The sequence below is a fragment of the Xanthomonas sp. WHRI 6108 genome, from assembly GCF_040202385.2.
Taxonomy (GTDB): domain Bacteria; phylum Pseudomonadota; class Gammaproteobacteria; order Xanthomonadales; family Xanthomonadaceae; genus Xanthomonas; species Xanthomonas arboricola.
This window is the reverse complement of sequence record NZ_CP168198.1, coordinates 2,801,955-2,819,251: the sequence shown is the minus strand read 5'-3', so window position 1 is coordinate 2,819,251 and position 17,297 is coordinate 2,801,955. Positions and strand designations below refer to the sequence as shown.

Sequence of the window (17,297 nt, the reverse complement as noted above, 5' to 3'; positions counted from 1 at the left end):
TCACGATTGACGGCTGCACGAAAGGCGCGGCCCTGTATTGATCCTAGCGCAAACGCGGGGCTGTGAAGCGGGTTGTCGATTGTGCGGATTTCCGCATTTGCAACTCGCATTGGACGCTAGTCGTCCGCCAGCCGGCAGTGGGAGCATGAGCCATGCACACCATCGACGTCATCGACTCCCATACGGCCGGCGAACCTACCCGCGTGGTCCTCTCCGGCTTCCCCGATCTGGGCGATGGCGATCTGGCGCAATGCCGCGAGCGGTTTGGCCGCGATTTCGACCAGTGGCGCAGCGCGATCGCCTGCGAACCGCGCGGCTCGGACACCATGGTCGGCGCCTTGCTGCTGCCGGCCCGCGACCCCAGCGCCTGCACCGGGGTGATCTTCTTCAACAACGTCGGCTACCTGGGCATGTGCGGGCACGGCACCATCGGGGTGGTGCGCACGCTGGCCGAGCTGGGGCGCATCGCACCGGGCCAGCACCGCATCGAGACGCCGGTCGGCACGGTCGGCGTGGAACTGGCCGAAGACGGCACGGTGTCGGTCGACAATGTCGACAGCTATCGCGTCGCGACCGAGGTGGACGTGGACGTGCCCGGTTACGGGCCGGTGCGTGGCGATGTGGCCTGGGGCGGCAACTGGTTCTTCATCACCGGGCAGGCGCCGTGTGCGCTGGACCTGGCGCATCAGCGCGAGCTGACCGCCTATACCGAAGCGATCCGGCTGGCGCTGGAAGCGGCCGGCATCACCGGCGAGGCCGGTGGCGAGATCGACCATATCGAAATCAACGGCAGCGCACCGGACGGCAGTGGCGTGGCGCGCAACTTCGTGCTGTGCCCGGGGCTGGCCTACGACCGTTCGCCGTGCGGCACCGGCACCAGCGCCAAGCTGGCCTGCCTGGCCGCCGACGGCAAGCTGGCCGAAGGCGAGCGCTGGGTACAGCAGGGCATTCTGGGCAGCGCCTTCGAAGGGAGCTATCGCCTGAGCGGGCGCGGCATTGCGCCACGCATCAGCGGGCACGCCTACATCACCGCGCGCGCGCAGCTGCTGATCGACCCGGCCGACCCGTTCGCCTGGGGCATCGTGGCCTGATGGACGACGTGCGGCCCGCATCGGAGGGAGTTGGCAGCGCGCCGGCCGCCGATGCGGCGCCGTCGGCAGCGTCCACGCGACGCAGCTACGACCTGATCGTGGTGGGCGCGGGCATCGTCGGCGCGGCCTGCGCCGAGGCGGCCGCGTGCGAAGGGCTGCGCGTGGCGATCGTCGAGCCGGGGCCGATCGGCGGCGGTTCCACCGCGGCGGCGATGGGGCACCTGGTGGCGATGGACGACGACCCGGCCGAGCTGGCGTTGTCGGCGTATTCGCTGCGGCTGTGGGAGCGCTTCGCACAACTGAGCGAGGCCGAATTCAGCCGCTGCGGCACGCTGTGGGTGGCCCGCGATGCGCGCGAGCTGGCGGCGGTGCCGGCCAAGATCGTGCGGCTGGCGGCGGCCGGCCTGCATGCCGACGCGATCGATGCCAGCCAGTTGTATGCACTGGAGCCGCAACTGGTGGCGGGCCTGGCCGGTGGCATGCGCGTGCCCGATGAGGCCGTGGTGTATCCGCCGCGGGTGGCGCGGCATCTGGTGAGCCTGGCCTGCAAGGCGGGCGCGCAGCTGTTTGCCGGGCGGAAGGTGGAGCAGTTGCAGGCGCAGGGCGTGCGTCTGGACGATGGCCAACTGCTGGCCGGCCCGGTGCTGGTGGCCAGCGGAGTAGCTTTGCCGCAGTTGTTGCCGGAGCTGGCGCTGCGCCCGCGCAAGGGCCATCTGGTCATCACCGACCGGCACCCGGGCTTGATCCGGCATCAGCTACTGGAACTGGGCTATGCCGATTCGGCGCATGGCGCCGACGCCACCAGCGTGGCCTTCAATGTGCAGCCGCGGCCGACCGGGCAGATCCTGATCGGCTCCTCGCGCCAGTTCGGCGAGCACGACCGCGCGCTGTCGCTGCCGGTACTGCAGCAGATGCTGCAGCGCGCATTCGCCTATCTGCCGGTGCTGCGCGAGTTGCAGGCGATCCGGGTGTGGACCGGACTGCGCCCCGCCACGCCGGACGGGCGCCCGTACCTCGGGGCGGTGCCCGGCCGGCGCGATGTGTGGGTGGCCGCTGGCCATGAGGGGCTGGGCGTCACCACGGCGCTGGGGAGCGCCCGGGTGATCGTGGACAGCCTGCTCGGGCGCACGCCGGCCATCGACCCCAGCCCATACGCTCCGGCGCGCGCCGTGCATGGTGCAGCCGCATGAGCGCGACGGTGCGCCTGCACGTGGATGCGCAAGCGGTCGAGGTGCCGGCCGGCGCCAGCGTGGCCGCTGCGGTGGCGCTGGCGACGCTGCAGTTCCGGCAGTCGTGCAGCGGCCAGCCGCGCGCGCCGTTGTGCGGCATGGGCGTGTGTTTCGAATGCCGGGTGCGCATCGACGGCATCGGTCAGCAACGCGCCTGCCTGGTGGATGCGCGCGACGGCATGCAGGTACGCACCGATGGTTGAGCGCGTGCAGCATTTCGATGTGCTGGTGATCGGCGCCGGCCCGGCCGGCCTGGCGGCGGCGCAGGCAGCGGCCAGTCATGGCGTGCGGGTGGGCGTGGTCGACCTGCAGCCGCGTGCCGGCGGGCAGGTGTGGCGCAACGATGTGCGGCACGGCGCGCCGGCCGATGCGCGCGCGCTGTTGCGGCAGGTGCAGGGCGCGGCGTCGATCACGCTGCTGACGCAAACGCAGATCCTGCTGGCGCAGCCGGGCTGGCTGCTGGCCGATGGCCCGCACGGTTCCCTGCAACTGCATTACGCCGCCCTGGTGCTGGCCACCGGCGCGCGCGAATTGCTGCTGCCGTTTCCGGGCTGGACCTTGCCCGGCGTCACCGGCGCCGGCGCGGCGCAGGCGCTGGCCAAACAGGGCTGGCCGCTGGCCGGCAAGCGCGTGGTGGTCGCCGGCAGCGGCCCGCTGCTGCTGGCAAGTGCGGCCACCTTGCAACGGCATGGCGCGCAGGTGCTTGGCATCCACGAACAGACCTCTCAAGCTGCGTTGCGGCATTTTGCGCTGCAGTTGTGGCGCTGGCCGGGCAAGGCGGCGCAGGCGGTGGCGCTGCGCCTGCAATTGCGCGCGGTGGCGTATCGCGCCGGCAGCTTTGTCGTTGCCGCACACGGCGACACGCAACTGCGTGAAATCGAGATCGAAGGGCCGGCCGGCCGCACGCGTGTTGCCTGCGACCAGTTGGCGGTGGGCTATGGCCTGGTGCCGAACACCGAGCTCGCACAGTTGCTCGGTTGCCGGCTGGACGCGTACGGCGCGCATCAACAGGTGCATGTGGACGCACTGCTGCGCACCAGCGTGCGGCAGGTCTTTGCAGCGGGCGAGGCCTGCGGCATTGGCGGACGCGATTGCGCGCTGATCGAAGGTGCGATGGCCGGGCATATGGCTGCCGACGCGCCGGATGCGGCGCTGCGCCTGCAGCCGCGGCGGCGTGCCGCGCGTGCGTTCGCCGGGGTGCTGCAACAGCAGTTCGCTCTTGATCCACGCATCCGCGCGCTGGCGCAGCCCGACACGCTGGTGTGCCGCTGCGAAGACGTGCCGCTGGGCGCGCTGGACAACTTCAACGATGCACGCGATGCCAAGCTCGCTTCGCGCTGCGGCATGGGCGCCTGTCAGGGCCGCATCTGCGGCACCGCGCTCGCCGAACTGGGGCGTTGCCCGCCCGCGCTTTCCACCGACGCCGGCCGCCGGCCGCCGTTGTTCCCGGTCCGCCTCGCGGCGCTGGCCGACCCGTTCACTTCCGACTCGCAAGGGAATCATCCATGAGTATTGCTGCGTTCTGGCATGGCGTGCTGCCGGCCATCACCACCCCGTTCACCGCCTCCGGCGAGATCGATCACGACTTCCTCGCCAAGCACGCCAATCAACTGGTGGATGCCGGCTGCACCGCGATCGTGCCGCTGGGCTCGCTGGGCGAAGCGGCCACCTTGAGCGTGGACGACAAGATCGCCGTGCTCAAGACGCTGGTTAGCGCATTGAATGGCCGCGTGCCGGTGGTGCCGGGCATCGCCAGCCTGGCGACCGGTGAGGCGGTGGCGCTGGCCAAGGCGGCCAAGGACCTCGGTTGCGGCGGGCTGATGGTGTTGCCGCCCTACGTCTACTCCACCGACTGGCGCGAGATGGGCGCGCATGTGCGCGCGGTGATCGCCGCCACCGACCTGCCGGTGATCCTGTACAACAACCCGGTGGCCTACAAGACCGATTTCGGCCCGGCGCAGATCGCCGAGCTGGCCGCCGAATTCCCCAACCTGCAGGCAGTGAAGGAATCCTCGGGCGACGTGCGCCGCTTCGCCGCGCTGCAGGAGCTGCTGGGCGATCGTCTGGCGCTGCTGGTGGGCATGGACGATGCCATCGTCGAAGGCCTGAGCATGGGCGCCAAGGGCTGGATCGCCGGCCTGGTCAACGCCTACCCGAAGGAATCGGTGCGCCTGTTCGAACTCGCGCGTGACGGTGGATACCCTGCGGCCAAGGAACTCTACGACTGGTTCCTGCCGCTGCTGCGCCTGGATACCGTGCCCAAGTTCGTGCAGTTGATCAAACTGGTGCAGGAAAAGGTCGGCCTGGGCAGCGAGCGCGTACGCGCGCCGCGCCTGGTGGTCGACGGTGCCGAGCGCGAGGCCGCGCTCAAGGTCATCGACCACGCCATCGCCACTGCGCCCACACTGTCCTGACGATGAGCTCGCGCTGCACGCCACTGGATGAGCGCCGCGCACGGATGCACGCGCGGACGCGGTGGCCGGCGTAGCGCGAGGTGGGTCGATGAGGATGTCGCATCAGCGCGGCATCCTCGTCGTTTTTTGGTCGGCCGCTGCCGCACAGTGCGCAGGGTCTGTCCTCATGCAACCGAAGGTGCCGCAATGAACGAGACGCTCCAATCCCCTCCCGCACAGCAGGCCGAGGTATTGCTGGCCGGCCGGTGGCAACCCAGCCGCGCGGCGAGCGCCAGTTTCCGTGCCGCCGACCCGAGCACGGGCGAGGCGATCGGGCCGCAGTTTCCGGTCAGCGGTGCGGAGGATGTCGAAACCGCGGTTGCGGCAGCGCAAGCGGTTGCGGCGGAACTTGCCGCGGCACCGGTCGAGAAGATTGCGGCGTTTCTGGACGCCTACGCCGACGCGCTGGATGCCGATGCCGACGCGCTGGTCGCGCTGGCCCATGCCGAAACCGCATTGCCGGCGCCCACACGCTTGCGTGGCAACGAGCTGCCACGCACCAGCGGGCAGTTGCGTCAGGCCGCCCAGGCGGTGCGCAGCTACAGCTGGACCCAACCCATCATCGACACCGCTGCCGACCTGCGTTCGCATCTGGCGCCACTCGGCAAGCCGGTGGTGGTGTTTGGCCCGAACAATTTCCCGTTCGCCTTCAATGCGATTGCCGGCAGCGATTTCGCCTCGGCCATTGCCGCGCGCAACCCGGTGATCGCCAAGGCGCATCCGCTGCATCCGGCCACCAGCCAGCGCATGGCGCAGCTTGCGCACACAGCCTTGCTTGCGGCGGGCCTGCCGGCTGCGGCGGTGCAGTTGCTGTATCACTTCGACAACGCCACCGGCCTGCGGCTGGCCGGCGATGCGCGGCTGGGGGCGATCGGCTTCACCGGCAGCCGTGCGGGCGGGCTGGCGCTGAAGGCCGCCGCCGATGCGGCCGGCGTGCCGTTCTATGCCGAGCTGTCCAGCGTCAACCCGGTGTTCCTGCTGCCGGGCGCACTGGCCGAACGCGGCGCGGCGCTGGCGCAGGAATTCTTCTCCTCGTGCACGCTGGGCAGCGGCCAGTTCTGCACCAATCCCGGGGTGGTGGTGGTGCCGCAGGGCGAGGCCGGCGATGCATTCGTGGCCGCGACCACGGCGCATTTCGAATCCGCCATGCCGATGGTGCTGTTTTCCAGCGCAGGCGTGGAAGGCGTGCAACACGGTGTGGCAGCGCTGCGCGCTGCCGGCGCCGCGCTGCTTGCCGGCGGGCATACCGGCGAAGACGGCTATCGCCATGCGCCGACCTTGTTGAGCGTGGATGCGCAGGCCTTCCTCACCAGCCCGCATGCGTTGCAGACCGAGGCCTTCGGCCCGGTGAGCCTGCTGGTGCGTGCACGCGACGTGGCGCAGATGGCGCAAATCGCCGCTGCATTCGAAGGCAACCTCACCGGCACCCTGTACCGCGCGGACGATGGCAGCGACGATGCGGCCTGGCGGGCCATCGCCCCGGTGCTGCGGGCGCGGGTTGGGCGCTTGATCAACAGCAAGATGCCGACCGGCGTGGCGGTGAGCGCGGCGCAGAACCATGGCGGGCCGTTTCCCAGCACCGGGCACCCGGGCTTCACCGCGGTGGGCATGCCCGGTTCGATCCGCCGCTTCGCCGCCCTGCACAGCTACGACGCGGTGCCGGACGCCTTGCTGCCGGCCGACTTGCGCCAGCGCAATCCGGGTGGCGTGGCGCGCCTGGTCGATGGGCAATGGAGCACCGCCGACCTTGGAGCCGGCGCATGAGCAGCCAGATCGGCGGGCTGTCGCTGGAACAGGCGCGCGCGCAATTGACGCCGTGGACGCAGCGCGCCGCGCCGATCGCCGCGCAGGAATACACACAGCGTATCGAACGCGCACGCCGCCTGATGCGCGCGCACGGCGTGGATGCGCTGTTGATCGGCGCTGGCACGTCGCTGCGTTATTTCACCGGCGTGCCCTGGGGCGCGAGCGAGCGGCTGGTCGCGCTGCTGCTCACGCTGGACGGCGACCCGGTGCTGATCTGCCCCGCGTTCGAAGAAGGCTCGCTGGATGCGGTGCTGAAGATCGCGGTCGCCAAACATCTGTGGGAAGAACACGAGGACCCGTACGCACTGGTGGTGCAGGTGATGGACGACCGCCACGCGCATGCACTGGCGCTGGATCCGGGCATCGCCTTTGCCGTACACACCGGCCTGCGCGCGCACCTGGGCACGGCGATCCGCGATGCCGCGGCCATCATCGACGGCTGCCGCATGTGCAAGTCGCCGGCCGAGCTGGCGCTGATGCAGCAGGCCTGCGACATGACCTTGCTGGTGCAGCGGCTGGCCGCCGGCATCGCGCAGGAGGGCATCGGCACCGACCAGCTGGTGCGCTTCATCGACGAGGCGCATCGCGCGCTGGGCGCGGACAACGGCTCGACCTTCTGCATCGTGCAGTTCGGCCATGCCACCGCCTTTCCGCACGGCATTCCCGGCGTGCAGCACCTGCGTGCAGGCGAGCTGGTGCTGATCGACACCGGCTGCACCGTGCAGGGCTACCACTCCGATATCACCCGCACCTGGATCTACGGCACGCCCGACGACGCGCAACGGCGCATCTGGGACCTGGAGCAGGCGGCGCAGGCAGCGGCGTTTGCGGCGATCCGCCCCGGGCTCGCCTGCGAAGCGGTGGACCAGGCCGCGCGCAGCGTGCTGGAGGCCGCTGGGCTGGGCCCGGACTACCGCTTGCCAGGATTGCCGCACCGCACCGGCCATGGCTGCGGCCTGGCGATCCACGAAGCGCCGTATCTGGTGCGCGGCAATGCGCAGCCGCTGCAGCCGGGCATGTGCGCCAGCAACGAGCCGATGATCGTGGTGCCCGGTGCGTTCGGGGTGCGCCTGGAAGACCACTTTTACGTCACCGATACCGGCGCGCAGTGGTTTACCCCGCCGTCGCCGGCGATCGACCAACCGTTTGCATGAGCCGTTACAGGCTCACGCACGCGTAGGAGCGCGCCCGGGCGCAACGGGCAGTCCCGATAAAGCCGTCGCGCTCAGGCGCGCTCCTACAGCCGCCATTGCCTCTTGGAGTAACTGCATGAACCACCTGCGTCCCGTCGCCATCGGCCTGCTGGCCGCCGCCTTGTTCACTGCCTGCAAGCCGGCGCCGCCGGCAGCGGAAACGTCGGCTGCAGCCACCGCTGCGCCAACCGGCGAGCAAGCCGCCAAGGCCTTCGATGCGCTGCTGGACAAGCAATGGCAGTACCAGTTGCAGCACAACCCGGAGTTCGCCAGCATCATCGGCGACAAGCGGTACAACGATCGTTGGAGCGACTATTCGCTTCAGGCCGTGCAGGCCGAGCGCACCGCCACTGCCGAGCTGCTCACGCAATTCGAAGCGATCGACAGCAAGACGCTGGACGAACAGCGCCAGCTCAGCCTGCAGATGATGCTTGGCCAGTTGCGCGACAAGCTGGAAGGCATCGACCTGAAAACCTATGCGATGCCGCTGGAGCCGATCGGCGGCATCCAGCTGGGGCTGGCCGGTTACGGCGATGCGTTTCCGTTCGAGAACGCCAAGGATTATCAGGACTACATCAAGCGCCTGCAGACCATTCCGACGGTGATCGACCAGGTGATCGCGGTGTCGCGGCAGGGCGCCAAGGAGGGGCTGGTGCAGCCGCGTTATCTGCTGGAGCGCCTGCCCGAGCAGATCGACAAGATCGCCGCGCTGAGCGGCGAGCAGAGCCCGTTCGCCTCGCCGCTGAAAAAACTCGATGCCGCGGTGCCGGCCGAGCAGCGCGCTGCGCTGCGCACGCAGTTGCTGGCCGCGATCGAGCAACAGGTGCGCCCGGCCTACACCAAGCTGGCGGCGTTCGTGCGTGACGAGTACGCCGCGCAAGGGCGTGCGCAGGAAGGCCTGTGGTCGCTGCCCGATGGCGAACGCCGCTATCGCTACGCCATCCACACCCAGACCACCACCGACATGGCGCCGGAGGAGATCCATCAGATCGGCCTGAAGGAAGTGGCGCGCATCGAAGGCGAGATGACGGTGATCGCCAAGGCGCAGGGCTTTGCCGACCTGGCCAGCTTCCGCAAGGCGGTGGATACCGACAAGCGCCACTTCGCCAGCTCCGGCGAGCAGATCCTGCAGCAGTACCGCGATTACATCGCCGCGATGGAACCCGAGTTGCCCAAGCTGTTCGGTCATTTGCCGAAGACGCCGCTGGAAGTGCAGGCGATGCCCGCATTCCGGCGCAGCGCGCCCGGCGCCGAATACTGGCAGAGCAATCCGGAAGGCACCAAGCCGGCCATCGTCAAAGTCAACACCAGTGACTTCGCCAGCCGCACGCTGGTCAATATCGAAACCACCGCCTATCACGAGGGCGTGCCGGGCCATCACCTGCAGATCTCGCTTGCGCAGACGTTGCCATTGCCGCCGTTCCGCCAGCAGGCCGGCTACAACGCCTATATCGAAGGCTGGGCGCTGTACGCCGAGCGCCTGGGCAAGGAGATCGGTTTCTTCAAGGACCCGTACAACGACTACGGCCGGCTGTCCGGCGAGCTGTTGCGCGCCAATCGCCTGGTGCTCGACACCGGCGTGCATTACAAGCGCTGGAACCGCCAGCAGATGGTGGATTTCTTCCATGCGCATCCGTCCGATGACGAGCCCAGCATCCAGTCCGAAACCGATCGCTACATCGTCTGGCCGGGCCAGGCGTTGGGCTACAAGTTGGGGCAGCTGCAGATTCTTGCGCTGCGTGCGGAGGCGGAAAAAGAACTCGGCGATCGCTTCGATGTGCGCGCCTTCCACGATGCGGTGCTCGGCGGCGGCGCAATGCCGCTGGCGATGCTGCAGCAGCGCGTGCGCCAGTGGATTGCACAGGCCAAGGCGGCGCCGGAGGCACGCGGATGAAGACCAGCAGTGTCTGGCGCGCGAGCGCATTGAGCGTGCTGATTGTTGCCAGCCTGGGCGGCACGGTGTCGCAAGCACAGGCCGCAGCACCTGCACCCGCAGCAAGCACGCAAGACAGTGCAGCGGCACGCTTCAAGGCGCTGTACACGCGCGAATGGCGCTGGCGCCAGGCGCAGCTGTCCGGTGCGGTGGATGAAGACAACCAGGCCACGCAGGACAGGCAGTCCGACCATCTGCCCAAGGTCGATGTGGCCACGCAAAACCTGCGCACCGCCTACTGGCAACAGACGTTGAAGGAGCTGGATGCGATTCCGGCAGCGCAGTTGCCGGCCGAAGATCAGGTGAGCTACCAGGTGTACCGGCAGCAGCTGCTGGTGCTGCTGGACCAGCAGCATTTTCGCGCCTGGGAAATGCCGTTCAACAGCGACTCGGCGTTCTGGAGCGACCTGGGCTTCAGCGCCGAGGCCAAGCTGCGCACGCGCGAGGACTACCAGCGCTATCTCAAGATGCTGGCCGATATCCCGCGCTATTTCGCCGAGCACACCGACAATATGCGTGCCGGCCTGGCGCGCGGTTTCAGCCAGCCCCGGGTGACCCTGACCGGGCGCGACCAGTCCATCGCCGACGTGGTGCAGGCCAAGGGCGAGGCCAATCCGTTCTACGCACCGTTCAAGCAGATGCCGGCGACGCTGCCTGCCGATGTGCAGGCGCAATTGCGCCAGCAGGCAGTGCAGACCATCGATACGCAGGTGCTGCCGGCCTACGCGAAGCTGCTGGACTTCATCCGCAACGAGTACCAGCCGCGCGCGCGCACCACGCTGGCCGGCGAAGCCTTGCCGGACGGGCAGGCGTATTACCGCGCGCAGATCCGCGAATTCACCACGCTGGAGTTGAGCCCGGAGCAGATCCACCAGATCGGGCTGCAGGAAGTGGCCAAGCTGCGCACGCAGATGGATCAGACCATCGCCGACAGCGGCTTCAAGGCACCGGCCGGGCAGGCGGTGTTTCCGGCCTTCCTGCAGTTCCTGCGCAGCGACCCGCAGTTCTATGCCAAGACGCCGGAACAGTTGCTCAAGCAGGCCGCCTGGATCGCCAAGCGCGTGGACGCCAAGGTGGGCGATTACATCGGCCGGCTGCCGCGCCGACGCTTCGCGATCGAACCGGTGCCGCCGGAGCTGGCGCCGTTCTACACCGGCGGGCGCGGTGGCCCGGGCATCTATCTGGTCAACACCTACAACCTGCCGTCGCGGCCGCTGTACAACCTGACCGCACTGACGCTGCACGAGTCCTCGCCCGGCCACGCGCTGCAGATGCCGCTGGCGGCAGAAGCGCAGGGGCTGCCGGAGTTTCGCCGCTACGCCTACATTTCTGCCTATGGCGAAGGCTGGGCGCTGTATTCGGAGTACCTGGGCCAGGAAATGGGCATGTACGACACGCCCTATGACCGCTTCGGCTATCTCACCTACCAGATGTGGCGCGCCTGCCGCCTGGTGATCGATACCGGCATCCACCACAAGGGCTGGACGCGCGCGCAGGCGCAGGCCTATCTGCGCGACAACACCGCCTTGAGCGAGCACGAAGTCACCACCGAGGTGGACCGCTACATCGCCTGGCCGGGGCAGGCGTTGTCGTATTACCTGGGCGAACTGAAGATCCTGGAGCTGCGGCGCAAGGCCGAAGCCGCCCTGGGCGAAAAATTCGACCTGCGCCATTTCCATGATGCGGTGCTGCAGACCGGCTCGGTGCCACTGCCAGTACTGGAGGCGCGCATCGACCGCTTCATCGCCGACGGTGGTGTCTCGCCGTATGCCGCCGAAGATGCTGCCGGTTCGGCGGCAGCAGCGGCCAAGGCCGCTGCCAGCGACTGATCCGGAACATCACCAGCCGACGTTCCTCGCAACACCAACCGCGCTATTCACGCTTCGGGGCGACCAATGACCACACACGGTGCGACCACGCAAGGCAAGTTCCACAAGCGACTCAGCCTGACCGACCTGACCTTTATCGGGCTGGGTTCGATCTTCGGCTCGGGCTGGTTGTTCTCGGCCAGCCATGTCTCTTCCATTGCCGGGCCGGCCGGCATCCTGTCGTGGATCCTTGGCGGCATCGCGGTGTTGCTGCTCGGCCTGGTGTATTGCGAACTCGGCGCCGCGCTGCCGCGTGCCGGTGGCGTGGTGCGCTACCCGGAGTATTCGCATGGCGCCTTGCTGGGCTCGTTGACCGGCTTCATCACCCTGATCGCGTTTTCCAGCCTGATCGCGATCGAGGTGGAAGCGGCGCGCCAGTACGCGGCGGCGTGGTTTCCGCTGCTCAACCAACCCGGCGGCAGCCATCCCAGCGTGTGGGGTTGGTTGGTACAACTGGCCCTGCTGGTGCTGTTCTTCCTGCTCAACTATTTCAGCGTCAAGACCTTCGCGCTGGCCAACAACATCGTCAGCATCTTCAAGTTCCTGGTGCCGATCCTGGTGATCGTGCTGCTGATGAAGCACTTCAATCCGGGCAACCTGAGCGTGCACGGGTTTGCGCCCTCGGGCATGGCCGGGGTGGAAGCGGCGATCTCTGCCGGCGGCATCATCTTTGCCTATCTGGGCCTGACCCCGATCGTGTCGGTGGCCAGCGAGGTGCGCGACCCGCAGCGCAATATCCCGATCGCCCTGATCCTGTCGGTGGCCTTGTCCACGGTGATCTACGTGCTGCTGCAGCTGGCGTTTCTGGGCAGCATTCCCGCCACGCAACTGGCACCGGGCTGGAGCGGCATCGACAAGGTGTTTGCGCTGCCGTATCACGACATCGCGCTGGCGTTGGGGATGGCGTGGCTGGCTGCGCTGGTGATCTGCGATGCGATGGTCTCGCCCAGCGGTACCGGCAACATCTACATGAATGCCACCCCGCGCGTGGTGTACGGCTGGGCGCGTAGCGGCGGGTTCTTGCCGGTGCTGACGCGGGTGGATCCGCAATCGGGCATTCCGCGTCCGGCATTGTGGTTGAGCCTGGGCTTGTCGATCTTCTGGACGCTGCCGTTCCCCTCGTGGGAGACCTTGATCGGCGTGGTGTCGGCGGCCCTGGTGCTGAGCTACGCGGTGGCGCCGGTGACGGTGGCGGCGTTGCGCCGCAGTGCGCCGGACTTGCCGCGGCCGTTTCGCGTCCGTGGCCTTGCCGTGCTGGGGCCGCTGTCGTTCATCGTCGCCGCCTTGATCGTCTACTGGTCGACCTGGCCCACCTTGTCGTGGTTGCTGGGCCTGCAGGTGGTCGCGTTCGTGCTGTATGTGCTGTATCGCCTGCCATCGCGCCAGGGCAGGGCACGCCTGCTGCGCCAGGTGCGCGCATCGCTGTGGTTGATCGTGTTCTTCGTGCTGGTGATGGCGGTGTCCTGGGCCGGTACGTTCGGCGGTCACGGCTGGATCGTGCATCCGTTCGACACCTTGAGCGTGGCGGTGATTGCATTCTTCATCTATCACTGGGGCGCGCGTAGCGGCTTGCGCAGCGATGAGCTGGTGTTGGAGGAGGACGATGGCGAGTGAGCTGCGCCGCAGCGCGGGTGCATCGCGTTGGTTGCGTGGCTGCTTGAACGGGGTGGCTGCGTGCATCGTGTTCCTATCGACGGCGGCACAGGCCGCGCCCAGCGTGGCCGACTACCAACGCGCGCTGGGCTTGCGCGCGCACTGGAGCACGCTGACCGAGAACGTGGCCTGGCCGGCGCAATGGCAGGACAACGGCACGTTCTATTACCGCAAGACGGTGCCGGGCGGATTCGCCTTCGTCCGTATGGATGTCGCCACGCTGCAGAAAACGCCGGCGTTCGACCAGCTGCGCGTGGCGCAGGCATTGAGTGCAGCGACCGGCACACCCTACACCGCGTTGCAGTTGCCGTTCGAGCGCTTTGCCTATGCGCCGGACGGCGAGCGCAGCGACGGGGCGATTCGCTTCGCGCTTGGCGAAGCGCCCTGGCGTTGCAGCCTGACGGACGACCGCTGCGCCCGCGATGACGCCGCCACGCAGCAGCGTCCACGCGGCTTCGGTGTGGTGCGCGACCCTGCGGTGCCAGCCGACACCACGCCGCGCCGTTCGCCCGATGGCCGTTGGGAAGCGCTCGCCGATGGCTGGAACCTGCTGCTGCGTCGTGTTGCCGATGGCCAGCTGACCCGGCTCAGCGACGATGGCCGCGCAGACGATTATTTCGACCCGGAAAGCATCGCCTGGTCGCCGGACTCGCAGAGGCTGGCGGTGTATCGCGTGCGTCCCGGGTTGGCCCGCCGCGTCACCCGCGTGGAAGCGGCGCCTGCAGGCGGCGGCCAGCCGCGCGTGCGCACCCAGCTATATCCCAAGCCTGGCGATGCGGTGGATGTGGAGCGGCCGGTGCTGTTTGCCGTGGACGGCACACGCCGCGAGGTGGACACCGCCTTGTTCGCCAATCCGTATGCGCTGTCGCCGCTGCAGTGGCGCAGCGATGGCCGCAGCGTGAGCTTCGACTACGTGCAGCGCGGCTTTCAGCGCATGCGGGTGATCGCGGTGGATGCGCAGAGCGGTCGCGCGCACGTGGCGGTCGGCGAAGATGCGCGCACCTTCGTCTACGCCGACCGCAGTTTCCGCCATGACGTGGATGGGCGCGGCGATGATTTGCTGTGGATCTCCGAGCGCGACGGCTGGCGGCACCTGTACCTGGTCGATGGCCGCAGCGGCAGGTTCAAGCGGCAGCTCACGCACGGGCCGTGGATCGTGCGCGATGTGCTGCGCGTGGACGACGCGCAGCGGCGCATCTGGTTCACCGCCAGCGGCATGGATGCGGGCAAGGACCCGTACTACCGGCAGCTGTACAGCGTGGATTTCGATGGCAGCCAGTTGACCCGGCTGACCCACAGCGATGCCGATCACGATGTGGCGATCGCAGACGACGGCCGGCATTACGTCGATGTCTACTCGCGCCCGGATCTGCCGCCGGTGATGGAGCTGCACGCAATCGATGGCCGGCTGCTGCAGCAGGTGGAACAGGGCAAGATCGACAGGTTGCTGGCCGCCGGCTGGCGCGCGCCGGAGACCTTCGTGGCCAAGGGCCGCGATGGCCGCACCGACATTTGGGGCATGGTGGTGCGCCCACGCGATTACGACCCGCACAAGAAGTATCCGGTGATCGAGAACATCTACGCCGGCCCGCACGATTCCTTTGTGCCCAAGACGTTCTGGCCGTTTGGCTATCACTCCGGTGGCGACAAGCAGATCGGCATGCAGGCGCAGGCGGATCTGGGCTTTATCGTGGTGATGATCGACGGCATGGGTACCGCCAACCGCTCCAAGGCCTTTCATGATGTGGCATGGAAGAACCTGGGCGATTCCGGCTTTGCCGATCGCATTGCCTGGCACCGTGCGTTGGCGGCCAGGGACCCTTCCTACGACATCGGCCGGGTCGGCATCTATGGCGCCTCGGCCGGTGGGCAGAGCACGCTGGGCGCGCTCGAACGCCATCCGGACTTCTACAAGGTGGGCGTGGCGTTCGCCGGTTGCTACGACAACCGCATGGACAAGATCAGCTGGAACGAGCAGTGGATGGGCTGGCCGGTGGATGCCGGTTATGCGCAGGCCTCGGGCGTGGTCAATGCGGCCAAGTTGCAGGGCGACCTGCTGCTGATCGTCGGCGAGCAGGACAGCAATGTGGACCCGGCCTCCACCGCGCAGGTGGTCGATGCGCTGATCAAGGCCGGCAAGGACTTCGAGCTGCTCAACGTGCCTGGTGGCGAGCATTCGGTAGGCCGCTCTAGCGGGCCGATCGACTATGTGCAGCGTCGCCAGTACGACTTCTTCGTGCGCCATCTGCGCGACGAACCCACGCCGCATTGGAATTCACTACCGTCGGAGGCGCGATGATGCGTTTGCTTGTCCTGAAGATGCCGCGGCCGCGCGGCCGCATCGCAGCCCTGCTGTGGTCGCTGGCGATGTTGGCCGGTTGCGTGCCGCTGCTGGCCAGCGCGGAAGAACTGCCGCGCTTCGTTACCCAGAATGGCCGCCATGCGCTGTTCGTCGATGGCGCGCCATACACCGTGCTGGCCGCGCAGCTGCACAATTCCAGCGCCTGGCCGGCGGTGCTGCCCAAGGCGTTGGACGAGGTGGTCGCGCTGCACGCCAACACGGTGGAAGCGCCGGTGTACTGGGAGCAGTTCGAGCCGGCGCCCGGGCGCTTTGATACCACCAACGTGGATGCCTTGATTGCCGGCGCGCGCAAGCGTGGCCTGCGCGTGGCCCTGCTGTGGTTCGGCAGCTGGAAGAACGGCCAGATGCATTACGTGCCGGAGTGGATCAAGCGCGACGACGCCACCTACCCGCGCATGCGCGATGCCAATGGTGAGCCGGTGGATGTGCTGTCGCCGCATGTGGCCGCCAACGTGCAGGCAGATGTGCGTGCGTTCACCGCATTGATGCAGCACCTGCGCAAGGTCGATGGCGACCGCCACACGGTGATCCTGGTACAGGTGGAAAACGAGCCCGGCGCAATCGGCACGGTGCGCGACCATGGCCCGGCCGGTGAGGCGGCGTTCGCGCAACCGGTGCCCGCCGCGATCGCGCAAAAACTGGGCAAACCGCAGGGCAGCTGGCAGCAGCTGTTTGGTGCCGAAGCGGCCGAAGCCTTCAATGCGCATGCGACGGCGGCGTATATCGAACAGGTGGCCGCAGCCGGCAAGCGCGCCTATCCGCTGCCGCTCTACGTCAACACCTGGCTGCGCTACAAGGGCAAGCGTTACCCGGGCATGGATTATCCGTCCGGCGGTGCGACGGTGAATGTGTTCGCGCTGTGGCGCGCGGCCACGCCGTCGGTCGACTTCATCGGCACCGATATCTACACCAACGACTACAACGAGTACACCAAGGTCATCGGCCAGTACGCGCGGCCGGACAACCCGGCCTGGGTTTCGGAGACCGGCTTCGAGGCGGCCACCGCGCCGTATCTGTTCCATGTGCTGGGGCAGGGCGGGATCGGCTTTTCGGTGTTCGGCATGGATGGCAACCAGGACAGCCAGGCCAACCGCGACGCGATCGCTGCACACGCCGCCAACTTCAAGCTGCTGGCCCCGCTGCAGCGCGTGATCGCCCAGGCCGCCTTCGACGGCCGGCTGCAGGCGGTGGCCGAACAGCCCGGCGCGCCGCAACGCACGCTGCGCTTTGGCGACTGGCAGGCCAAGGTGTCGTTCGGTGCGCCGATGTGGGGCGATGCGCCGGCGATCCTGCCCGGCAACGACGACCACGCCGGCCGGCTGCTGGTGGCGCAGCTGGGGCCGGAGGAGTTCCTGGTCACCGGCATGGCCGCCCGCATTGAATTTTTCCGCGAGGCGGCCGATACCCGTCATGGACAACTGTTGCGGGTGGAGCAGGGGCGGTACGTGGACGGGCGCTGGCAGGTCGAAAGACAGCTCAACGGCGACCAGACCGACTACGGGCTCAACTTCGGTCGTGTGGATGCGGCGGGAGAGGTTCCAGTGGTCTTGCGTGTGCGGGTAGGCACCTATTGAGCCTGCGTGAGGCGGCTGGGCAGCCGTGAGGTGGGCGTGATCGGAATCGGTGGGTGGGACACGTCATTGCGGTTCCTGTCAGCTGGTTCCACCTTGTGAGACACGCTCGCCACGCGCCTCGGTGGGCGTAGGAAA

Annotated in this window: 12 protein-coding genes; all 12 read left to right on the top strand. The window is 68.0% G+C overall.

Annotated features, from left to right (window positions below; translation table 11 throughout):
- Window positions 1–152 precede the first annotated feature (152 nt).
- On the top strand, window positions 153–1,091 hold the full coding sequence (locus ABQ039_RS11755; RefSeq protein ID WP_024937897.1) for a proline racemase family protein: 939 nt from the start codon (window positions 153–155) through the stop codon (window positions 1,089–1,091).
- Window positions 1,091–2,281 carry an FAD-dependent oxidoreductase gene (locus ABQ039_RS11750; protein ID WP_349778431.1) on the top strand — a complete coding sequence of 397 codons (1,191 nt, stop codon included), beginning with the start codon at window positions 1,091–1,093 and terminating at the stop codon, window positions 2,279–2,281. Before ABQ039_RS11755 ends, ABQ039_RS11750 begins: the two co-directional genes overlap by 1 nt.
- Window positions 2,278–2,523 (top strand): 2Fe-2S iron-sulfur cluster-binding protein, encoded by a 246-nt coding sequence (locus ABQ039_RS11745; protein ID WP_006451839.1) that lies wholly within the window; start codon window positions 2,278–2,280, stop codon window positions 2,521–2,523. Before ABQ039_RS11750 ends, ABQ039_RS11745 begins: the two co-directional genes overlap by 4 nt.
- Window positions 2,516–3,829, top strand: a complete 1,314-nt coding sequence (locus ABQ039_RS11740; protein ID WP_349778432.1) for an FAD/NAD(P)-binding oxidoreductase — start codon at window positions 2,516–2,518, stop codon at window positions 3,827–3,829. The genes ABQ039_RS11745 and ABQ039_RS11740 overlap by 8 nt, the downstream gene beginning before the upstream one ends.
- Window positions 3,826–4,734: a dihydrodipicolinate synthase family protein gene (locus ABQ039_RS11735; protein WP_167709101.1), complete on the top strand. Its 909-nt coding sequence runs from the start codon at window positions 3,826–3,828 to the stop codon at window positions 4,732–4,734. Before ABQ039_RS11740 ends, ABQ039_RS11735 begins: the two co-directional genes overlap by 4 nt.
- A 186-nt stretch (window positions 4,735–4,920) precedes the next feature.
- Window positions 4,921–6,537: an aldehyde dehydrogenase family protein gene (locus ABQ039_RS11730; RefSeq protein WP_349778433.1), complete on the top strand. Its 1,617-nt coding sequence runs from the start codon at window positions 4,921–4,923 to the stop codon at window positions 6,535–6,537.
- Window positions 6,534–7,733, top strand: a complete 1,200-nt coding sequence (locus ABQ039_RS11725) for a Xaa-Pro peptidase family protein (protein ID WP_126966016.1) — start codon at window positions 6,534–6,536, stop codon at window positions 7,731–7,733. The genes ABQ039_RS11730 and ABQ039_RS11725 overlap by 4 nt, the downstream gene beginning before the upstream one ends.
- 115 nt (window positions 7,734–7,848) lie before the next feature.
- Complete coding sequence (locus ABQ039_RS11720) at window positions 7,849–9,666, top strand: DUF885 family protein (RefSeq protein WP_349778434.1); 1,818 nt, start codon at window positions 7,849–7,851, stop codon at window positions 9,664–9,666.
- Window positions 9,663–11,534: a DUF885 family protein gene (locus ABQ039_RS11715; protein WP_349778435.1), complete on the top strand. Its 1,872-nt coding sequence runs from the start codon at window positions 9,663–9,665 to the stop codon at window positions 11,532–11,534. Before ABQ039_RS11720 ends, ABQ039_RS11715 begins: the two co-directional genes overlap by 4 nt.
- A gap of 66 nt (window positions 11,535–11,600) precedes the next feature.
- Window positions 11,601–13,187, top strand: a complete 1,587-nt coding sequence (locus ABQ039_RS11710; protein WP_228911289.1) for an APC family permease — start codon at window positions 11,601–11,603, stop codon at window positions 13,185–13,187.
- Window positions 13,177–15,525 carry a DPP IV N-terminal domain-containing protein gene (locus ABQ039_RS11705; protein ID WP_349778436.1) on the top strand — a complete coding sequence of 783 codons (2,349 nt, stop codon included), beginning with the start codon at window positions 13,177–13,179 and terminating at the stop codon, window positions 15,523–15,525. Before ABQ039_RS11710 ends, ABQ039_RS11705 begins: the two co-directional genes overlap by 11 nt.
- Window positions 15,525–17,162 carry a DUF5597 domain-containing protein gene (locus ABQ039_RS11700; protein ID WP_374057797.1) on the top strand — a complete coding sequence of 546 codons (1,638 nt, stop codon included), beginning with the start codon at window positions 15,525–15,527 and terminating at the stop codon, window positions 17,160–17,162. The genes ABQ039_RS11705 and ABQ039_RS11700 overlap by 1 nt, the downstream gene beginning before the upstream one ends.
- Window positions 17,163–17,297 lie beyond the last annotated feature (135 nt).